The sequence below is a fragment of the Lentzea sp. NPDC005914 genome, from assembly GCF_040629405.1.
Classification (GTDB): domain Bacteria; phylum Actinomycetota; class Actinomycetes; order Mycobacteriales; family Pseudonocardiaceae; genus Lentzea.
In genome coordinates, this window is record NZ_JBEXVQ010000081.1 from 1 (window position 1) to 8,477 (window position 8,477).

At 69.9% G+C, this 8,477-nt stretch carries 6 protein-coding genes and 1 rRNA gene; 4 read left to right on the forward strand and 3 right to left on the reverse strand.

The features are described from left to right. Positions 1-92, forward strand: a 5S ribosomal RNA gene (gene rrf, locus ABZ345_RS47080); the annotation flags it as partial. Positions 93-168: 76 nt separating this feature from the next. Then, positions 169-798: an HAD-IA family hydrolase gene (locus ABZ345_RS47085; protein ID WP_359862248.1), complete on the forward strand. Its 630-nt coding sequence runs from the start codon at positions 169-171 to the stop codon at positions 796-798. Positions 799-807: 9 nt separating this feature from the next. Here ABZ345_RS47085 and ABZ345_RS47090 read toward each other — a convergent pair whose 3' ends face one another. The 3 genes from ABZ345_RS47090 to ABZ345_RS47100 are packed head-to-tail and all read right to left on the reverse strand — an operon-like array spanning position 808 to position 3,613. Beyond that, positions 808-2,379: a helix-turn-helix transcriptional regulator gene (locus tag ABZ345_RS47090; RefSeq protein WP_359862257.1), complete on the reverse strand. Its 1,572-nt coding sequence runs from the start codon at positions 2,377-2,379 to the stop codon at positions 808-810. Further along, the gene (locus tag ABZ345_RS47095; RefSeq protein WP_359862249.1) at positions 2,361-3,299 is read right to left on the reverse strand and encodes a hypothetical protein; all 939 of its coding nucleotides are present in this window, start codon (positions 3,297-3,299) and stop codon (positions 2,361-2,363) included. Before ABZ345_RS47095 ends, ABZ345_RS47090 begins: the two co-directional genes overlap by 19 nt. Beyond that, entirely contained in the window at positions 3,221-3,613 is a 393-nt protein-coding gene (locus ABZ345_RS47100) for an ATP-binding protein (protein ID WP_359862251.1), read from the reverse strand. Before ABZ345_RS47100 ends, ABZ345_RS47095 begins: the two co-directional genes overlap by 79 nt. 244 nt (positions 3,614-3,857) lie before the next feature. Here ABZ345_RS47100 and dgt point away from each other — a divergent pair, with 244 nt between their 5' ends. Both dgt and ABZ345_RS47110 read left to right on the forward strand, forming a co-directional pair. Beyond that, positions 3,858-5,399, forward strand: a complete 1,542-nt coding sequence (gene dgt / locus ABZ345_RS47105; protein ID WP_359862253.1) for a dGTP triphosphohydrolase — start codon at positions 3,858-3,860, stop codon at positions 5,397-5,399. Positions 5,400-5,560: 161 nt separating this feature from the next. Further along, entirely contained in the window at positions 5,561-8,353 is a 2,793-nt protein-coding gene (locus tag ABZ345_RS47110) for a S8 family serine peptidase (protein WP_359862255.1), read from the forward strand. The last annotated feature ends 124 nt before the right edge of the window (positions 8,354-8,477 follow it).

The following is an 8,477-nucleotide window of genomic DNA, read 5'->3' on the forward strand; positions in this document are numbered from 1 at the left end:
CACCCGGTCCCATTCCGAACCCGGTAGTTAAGCCCTTCTGCGCCGATGGTACTGCACTGGTTACGGTGTGGGAGAGTAGGTCGCCGCCGAACTTACGTACAGAAGCCCCTGAGGGTCGAGCGCCACAAGCGTTCCCCTCAGGGGCTTTTGTCATGCGTGAAGCGCTACATGCTGTTCGATCACGACGGCGTCCTGGTGGACACCGAGTTCTGGTACTTCCAGGCGGGAGCACGCGCTCTCGCCGAGATCGGTGTGGTCCTGGACGAGGATCAGTACCTCAGCGACATGGGCCAGGGACGGGGGACCTGGGCCCAGGCCGAGGCTGTAGGTGTCGACGAGCAGACCATCGCCAGGCAGCGCGTGGTTCGGGACGCCTACTACCAGGAGTACCTGAGAACCGAGTCGATCGAGATCGAGGGCGTCGTCGAAGCCCTGGCCGAACTGTCGAAGTTCGTCCGCATGGCCATCGTGACCACCGCGAAGCGCGCGGATTTCGACATCATCCACGAGAAGCGCCAGATCAGGCAGTTCATGGACTTCGTTCTTGCGCGTGAGGACTACACGCTCGCCAAGCCGCACCCGGAGCCGTACCTGACCGGCCTGGATCGGCTGGGGGCGAGCAGGGAGGAAACCCTGGTCGTCGAGGATTCGGCCCGGGGGCTGCGCTCGGCGGTGGCGGCCGGCATCGACTGCGCCGTCGTCCACAACGAATTCACGAAAGGACAGGACTTCTCCGGAGCCCGCTATCGGATCCAGACCCTGGCGGAATTGGAGGAAATCATCCTGAGTTCCAAATGAGGGCCGGGTTCAGGGCAGTGCCGTGTGCACGTCTTTCCTCGTGGTGCCGAGCTTCGCCAGTACGCGGGCGACGTGCTTCTCGACCGTGCGCGGGGACAGGAACAGGGTCTGGGCGATGTCGATGTTGGTGGCGCCGCGCACGAGCAGCTCGGCGACCTCCAGCTCTCGCGGCGACAGTTCGGTGCCGTAGCCGCGGCGCCGCTCGCCGAGGCCCAGCGAGCGCAGGCGGTGCTGGCAGCGAGCGGCGTCGGCAGTGGCGCCGAGATCGGTGTAGACGCTCAGTGCCTCGGCGAAGAGCACGGCCGCGTCCTCGGCAGCGGAGCACGCCAGGACCTTCCCGCGGAGCTCCGCGGCCTTCGCGGCGTGATACGGCCTGCCGATGTCCTGCCAACGTTCGCGGGCCGCGGCGAAGTGCTCCGCGGCGGCCACCGGTGCGGTGTCCCGCAGGAGCAGTCCATTGGCGACGTCGAGCTCGGCTGCGGCGGCTGGGGCGTCCCTGTCGCGCAGACCCTCACCGACGTCGGCTACGAGCCGTTCGGCCGCTTCTCGGTGCCCGCACGCCAGGGCGGCTTTGACGGCGACCGGGACCAGCCCAGTGGCCAGCACCCACGTGCCGTGTCTGCGCACTGTGGCCACCGCAGGCTCGGCGATCGCCCAGGCGGCCTGCGGGTCGCGCTGGGCGAGCGTCGTCGCGGTCAGGGCGGCGGCGGTTCCCAGGCTCACGTCGGCCGAGCACGTCTTGTCGCCGTGCGCCGCTGCGGCGGTGAAGTGTTCGTGGGCCTGGGAGATCAGGCCCTGCATCAGCGCGAGACCACCTCGGCTCATGGCGTAGTCGATGTCGACCAGCCGCACGTCGGGGTAGGCGCGTGCCAGTGCGGCGTACCGGGCTTCCAGATCTGCCCACCGGCCGGCCAGCCAGTCGAGGTGCAGGAGTCTGGCGCTGGTGAGGCACTGGAACGGCCGGTGGTCCGTGCGCCCGGCCAGCTCCTGGGTTTCCAGCAGATAGGTGCGGGCCCGCCGGTCGTGGCCCAGTAGGGCGGCTGTCTCGCTGAGGTTGTACAACGCGTAGCAGGTCTGGCTCAGCACCGCGTGGCCGGCGTCGCGGCGTGGCAGCAGGTCCACCAGCGGCCAGACGGCGGGATCGCCCTCCCTCGCCATCAGCAGGAGCCGGGTTCCCTGCACCGCCGCCCGGATCCCCTCGTCCGCGCTGTCCCGGACGGCCTGCTCGGCCCGGCCGAGCCACGTCCACGCGTGCGCGGCGGCGTCGTCCTGGTCCTTCAGCGCCAGGGCGATCATCGCGCGCGCTGCCTTGTCCAGAAGGGTGGCCAGTTCACCGACGGCGCGTTCGAGCTCCAGGAAGCCGTCCGCGTCGCCCGAGAGGTTGAGCGTGATCAGACCGAGCCCCAGGCGGATCTCGCCGCGGACCGCCTCCGGCAGCCGGAGGTCGGCGAGCACGGACCTGAGCACGCCGGCGGTCTCGACGTAGTCGACGCCCGAATTGGCGATCCTCGCGAGAGCCAGTGCCGCCTGGGAGCGCGACTCGGTGGGAACCTGCTGCTGGTTCAGGATCTGGCGCAGCATCGTGGCGGCCGTACCGGTGTCGCCCAGTGCCACGGCCTGGTCGACGGCCTGCTCGGCGCGCACGAGCCAGCCCTCGTGGTCACCCGTCGCCAGGGTGTGGTGCGCGATCTGCACCAGTGGGGCGGGGAGTGCGTCTGGAGCATGTCGACGGCGCGCCGGTGCAGGCGGGCGCGGCGAGGTCCCGGGATGTGCCGGTGGGCGACCTGTTGCGCCAGCACGTGGCGGAAGGCGTACCGGCCGACGCCGGTCTCGCGCAGCACCGCGGCGCCCATCGCCTCGATCAGGCCCTGCGCCCCCTGCTCGGGTTCCAGCCCGGCGAGCTCGCTGAGCAGCGCCTCGGAGGCGGGCACGGCGAGCACGGCCGCCGCGTCGACCACCGCCGCACCGGCGGGGGACAGCCCGATCAGCCGCTCGGTGACCGCCGCCCGCAGGCTCTCCGGCACGTCGGCCTGCTCCAGTTCGCGTGCGTCCTGACGGGACTGGTCGCGGACCGTCAGCAGGTCCTCCTCCGCGACCAGCGGCAAGCCCTCACTGCGGCGGTGCAGCACCGCGCACAGCTCGGGAGTGGCGCCGGCACCGAGCGCTTCACCGGCCAGCTTCGCGATGTCGCACTCACTGAGCGGCGCCAGCCGGATCACGGTGGGACGAAGCGCGGCACCGAGCACGGAGGCACCGTCCGGCAGGCCCTCGGCGCGGCCGGTGAGCACCAGGACGAGCTGGTCCGGCAGGTCGCGGGCGAGCAGCAGGAGCAGCTCGCGAGTGGCGTCGTCGACCCAGTGCACGTCCTCCACGACCACGACCACCCGGCCGATCGAGGCCAGCACCGCGCGCACGGCCCGGATCAGCTGATGGCGTGCCGCACCCGGATCGTCCGGCGTGGGAGGTGCCGGTGGCAGCAGACCGGCGAGATCGGGCAGCAACGGGGCCAGTGCGCCCGCTGTCGGGGGAGATCGGTGTCCGCCAGCCACGGTCCTGCCTTGCCGAGCGCGTCGACCACCGGCCCGTACTGGAGGGGTTCGCGCAACGGGTGACAGAAGCCGGTCACCACCCGCCAGCCGTTCGCCCTCAACGTCGTGGTGGCCTCGTGCACTAGCCGCGACTTGCCCATGCCGGCGTCGCCCTCGACGACGATCACGGCCGGCGGATGACGGATGGCGTCCAGCAGCAGCCCCAGTTCGTGGCGGCGGCCCACGAACGGGAAGCCCCGGCCGAACCCCGCGCGCTGGCCAACCACCGGTGACACCATCCTCCGCGAACATCCCGCCGTGGCGTTCAGGCTACCCCGTTCGGAGTGTTCGCCCTGGTGACGGCACGCGCGGTGGGTGGATCGTCAGGTCCCCTTGGCCGCGTTCGGGACGTAGTTCGCGTACAGGGCGGATGTCCACTTGGAAGTACCACGTGTTGTCCGGTTGGTGTGGTCGACGGGCACGTCGGCGTTGTCGGCAGGTCCGGGCGAGGGGGCCGGTACCTTCTGTCCCATGCACAACGAGCAGCGCTCCGCCCGCCGGTCCGCGGGCGTCGGCCGGACCGCGGACCTCGCGACGAACCCGTTTCGCGTCGACCGCGACCGGGTGGCCAGCTCGCCGTTCTTCGCGCGGCTCGGTGGCGTCACGCAGGTGGTCAGTTCCACCGGGTCGGGTCTGCTCGTGCACAACCGCCTCACCCACAGCCTCAAGGTCGCGCAGGCCGCGCGTGCCATCGCGGAAAGGCTGACCAACCGGCCCGAGCTGACCGCGGTGCTGGAGAAGCTCGGCGGGTGCGACCCGGACGTGGTCGAGGCGGCGGCGCTCGCGCACGACCTCGGGCATCCGCCGTTCGGCCATCTCGGCGAGCAGGTGCTGGACCGGCTGGCACGGCACCGGTTCGGGCTGCCGGACGGGTTCGAGGGGAACGCGCAGTCGTTCCGGATCGTCACGACCACGGACGTGCGGGGACCCAAGGCGCTCGGGCTCGACCTGACCGTGGCGGTGCGGGCGGCGATGCTGAAGTACCCGTGGACCCGCCACCAGGCGCTCGACATGGACGTCGCGCCTCGCGGTGCGTCGGAGCCCGAGGACATGCCGGGGACCGGCAGCTCGAAGTTCTCGGCGTACGTGACGGAGATCAACGACCTCAGGCAGGCCCGGGAGCCCTTCGAGGGGCGGATCGAGGCGTGGCAGCAGACCGTCGAGGCGAGTGTCATGGACACCGCGGACGACATCGCCTACGCGATCCACGACCTCGAGGACTTCCACCGCGTCGGGGTGTTGCAGCACGCGACGGTCTCGGCGGAGCTCGGGACGTGGCAGACGCAGGCGCTGGATCTCGCCGGACTGAGCGACGCCGAGCTCAGCGCGGAGATCCGCATGCCCGGACGGTCGCTGGAGACGCTGCGCAGGCGCATGCACCTCAAGGACTCCAGGGTGATGAGCGACGAGGCGTTCGCGCTGGCGGTGCGGAAGGTCAGCAAGGAGCTCGTGGACGGCCTGCTGTCGGTGCCGTTCGACGGATCGGTCGAGGCGGAGCAGGCGGTCGCCGGGTTCAGCGCGCGGTGGACGCGCCGGCTGGTGGACGCGGTCGGGGTGATCGAGGAGCCGACGCCGAGGTCCGGTCACGTCGTGCTGGCCGTGCAGCAGTGGCACGAGGTGCAGGTGTTGAAGTTCGTGCACCGGAGGTTCGTGTTGCTGCGGCCCGATCTGGCACTGCACCAAAGGGGACAGGCGCGGCTGCTCGGGTCGCTGGTGGACGCGCTGGAGCAGTGGGTGACGGACCGGACGGAGGCGGATCGGTTGCCGCGCAGGCTGCACGACCTCGTCGAGCTGGCCGAAACGGAGTACGCGGCACTCGCCCGGACGGAGCCGTCCACATTGGTCGGTCCCGCCGGTGAGCTTCCGGTCGGGCCCGACGTCGTTCGAGGGCTGGCACGGGGAAGGGCCGTCGTCGACTTCGTCGCCTCGCTCACCGACAACCAGGCCGCGGCGCTGCTGGAAGCCCTTTCCGGGCGAACCGGTCAGTTGTGGACTGACGCTTTTGTTCTGTGAAGTGTGATTGTGTCTGCTAAGTGAGAAGTAGCCCAATCGGATGCTGACTGTGATCAGGCAAGCACCATACGTTGGCGCCTCGACCGGGATCATCCGGTCGCAGGCCGCGTTGCCCGGGTGGGGATTCAATCCGGGCACGCCACGTTCGGGGGAGAAACCCTGTGCGCCGATCTCGAAGAGGCACGACGTTAGTCACCGCAGGTACCGCAGTTCTGCTGGCCGCACTCACCGCTGTCACGCCTGCTTCCGCTGATCCGGTCAAGGCGTCCAAGACCATCACCGACCGCACCGCGACCCAGATCGCCGCGCTGCAGTCCATCAAGAAGTCGCTCACCGCAGCCGAGTCCAAAGTGGACAGCGCGCTCGTCGTGGAGGCGCGCAAGCGCACCCAGATGGGGACGATGAGCTCCCTTCCGCAGGTGCAGACCGGCGTTGCCGTGACGCCGCAGTCCACCACTCTCGTGGACATCCGCGCCAAGCAGTACTCCGAGGACCTTGTCAACGCTGTCCGCGCGGTGGGCGGACAGATCCGGGCAGTGTCCTCCGAGAACCGCACCGTGCGCGCGGAGGTTCCGGTTGCGAGGATCTCCGAGATCGCGGCACGCTCCGACGTCGCACGTGTCGAGCCGGGCAGCGACGCGATGACGCAGGACGTGAAGAACAAGCGGGACAACAAGAGCAAGGCGAAGCCGTCCAAAGAGGACAAGGCTCGGGAGATCGAGCGCAGGCTCGCCGAGAAGCAGATGTCCGTGCAGGCGGCCAAGGTCAGCGAGAGCGACAAGGCGCACGCCGCCGAAGCCGCGCGTGGCTCGTTCCACGTGACCGGTGTCGGCGTGAAGCTCTGCGCGCTGTCCGACGGCATCAACTCCGTCGCCGTGTCGCAGGCGGCGGGCGAACTGCCGGCCGTCGACGTCCTGCCGGGACAGGCGGGCTCCGGTGACGAGGGCACCGCGATGCTCGAGATCCTGCACGACCTCGCGCCCAACGCCGAGCTCGGCTTCGCCACCGCGTTCAACGGTGACGCGAGCTTCGCCGACAACATCAAGAAGCTGCGGTTCGACCTCGGCTGCGACGTCATCGTCGACGACGTCATCTACTTCAACGAGTCGCCGTTCCAGGACGGCATCATCGCGCGCGCCGTGGACGCGGTCGCGGCGGACGGCGCGTTGTTCTTCTCCAGCGCCGGCAACCAGGGCAACGTCGCGGACGGCACCTCCGGTCACTGGGAGGGCCAGTTCGTCGACTCCGGTGTGGGCGTCGGCAAGTTCGCCGGCACCGCGCACGACTTCGACCCGAACCCGAACGCCAAGCAGCTGTTCGACCCGCTGTCGAACTTCTCCGGCGACACCCCGGTGACGCTGCACTGGGCCGACCCGCTCGGCCAGTCGTTCAACGACTACGACCTCTACCTGGTCAACGCCCAGGGCAACGTCGTCACGTTCAGCCAGAACAACCAGGACGGCGCGCAGGACCCGTTCGAGCGCCTCAACACCCCGGCCAGCTCCACGGGCACGCGTCTCGCGGTCGTGAAGTTCCGCGGTGAGGACAAGTACATCGACCTGTCGCTGTTCGGCGGCCGGTTCGCCAACTCCAGCGACGGCCTCAAGAAGTTCGTCACGCCGGGCATGACCCGCGGTCACTCGGCGGCCAAGGGCGCGATCTCGGTCGCGGCGGCCCCGGCCGCGGCGGCGCTGCCGTTCGACCTGGAGCCGGGTGACCCCGCCAACCCGAAGGGCCCGTTCCCGGACGCCTTCACCAGCGCGCAGAAGCCGGAGCGCTTCACCTCCGACGGCCCGCGCAAGACGTTCTTCGCGCCCGACGGCACGCCGCTCGCCGAGACCCGGCAGAAGCCGGACCTCACCGCGGCCGACGGCGTGACGACGTCGGTGCCGGGCTTCGCGCCGTTCTTCGGCACGTCGGCCGCGGCTCCGAACGCCGCCGCGATCGCCGGCCTGATCCTGTCCGGCAACCCGACGCTGAAGCCCGTCGAGGTTCGCGAGGCTCTTGTCTCGACGGCGATCGACATCGTCGAGTCCGGTGTGGACAACCGCACCGGTGCCGGCATCGTGATGGCGGACAAGGCTCTGGCCTACACGGGCGCGTCCCCGCAGGCCCTGGCCCGCGCCGAGCGTCCGACGATCGTGAACGACGCCGACGGCAGCCAGTACCTCAAGCCGGGCACCACGGCCACGGTGACGCTGCCGGTGACGAACGGCGGAGACGGTTCCGCCGCTTCGACCTCCGTCGTGCTGACCTCTCCGACCGCCGGTGTGACCATCGCGCCGCGGTCGAAGTACTACGGCAACATCGACGTCGGCCAGACGGTGTCCAACACCTTCAAGGTGACCGTGCCCGCCTCGGCCGCGCTGGGGTCGGCGGTCAAGCTGGACGCCAGGGTCACCTACGCCGGGTCGACCTCGCCCACGGCGGCGTCGTTCAACTACCGCGTCGGTGAGCCTTCGCGTGAGTTCAAGACGTTCGCCTACACCGGGGCACCGGTCGCGATCCCGGACAACGACCAGACGGGCGCGTCGATCTCGGTGCCCGTCACCGGTGTCGGTGGCGCGTCGAACCTGAAGTTCTCGGTGGACGGGGCCACGTGCTCGGCCGCCGACGGTGCGACGACCGTGGGCATCGACCACACGTTCGTCGGCGACCTGGTGGGGACGTTGACGTCGCCGTCCGGGAAGTCCGTGACGTTGTTCTCGCGGTCCGGTGGGACCGGGAACAACATCTGCCAGGCGGTGTTCGACGACTCGGCCACGAGGTCGTTCTCGTCGGTGCAGCCAGGGGAAGCGCCGTTCACCGGTTCCTGGACGCCGGCCACGGGGACGTTGTCCTCGTTGCTGACGGACTCGGCGGACGGCAACTGGACGTTCAAGGTCCAGGACGTCGTCGGCTCGGACAAGGGCTCGATCCGCTCCGTGACGCTGCACGTCGCCGGCTGGATCTGATGAGCTGACAACGGAAAGGCCCCCGGCTCGGCGGATTCCAGGGGTCGTCGCAACACAGTTGATCAACTGGCTTCGGTCAGGAGCTTAGCCAAGCGCTCGGCTGGGGTGTCCCAGCCGAGCGTTT

Coding starts and splice junctions, on each gene's coding strand:
- ABZ345_RS47090 (WP_359862257.1), bottom strand. CDS start 2,379: ATGCTGCGCCAGATCCTGAACCAGCAGCAGGTTCCCACCGAGTCGCGC.
- dgt (WP_359862253.1), top strand. CDS start 3,858: ATGCACAACGAGCAGCGCTCCGCCCGCCGGTCCGCGGGCGTCGGCCGG.
- ABZ345_RS47085 (WP_359862248.1), top strand. CDS start 169: ATGCTGTTCGATCACGACGGCGTCCTGGTGGACACCGAGTTCTGGTAC.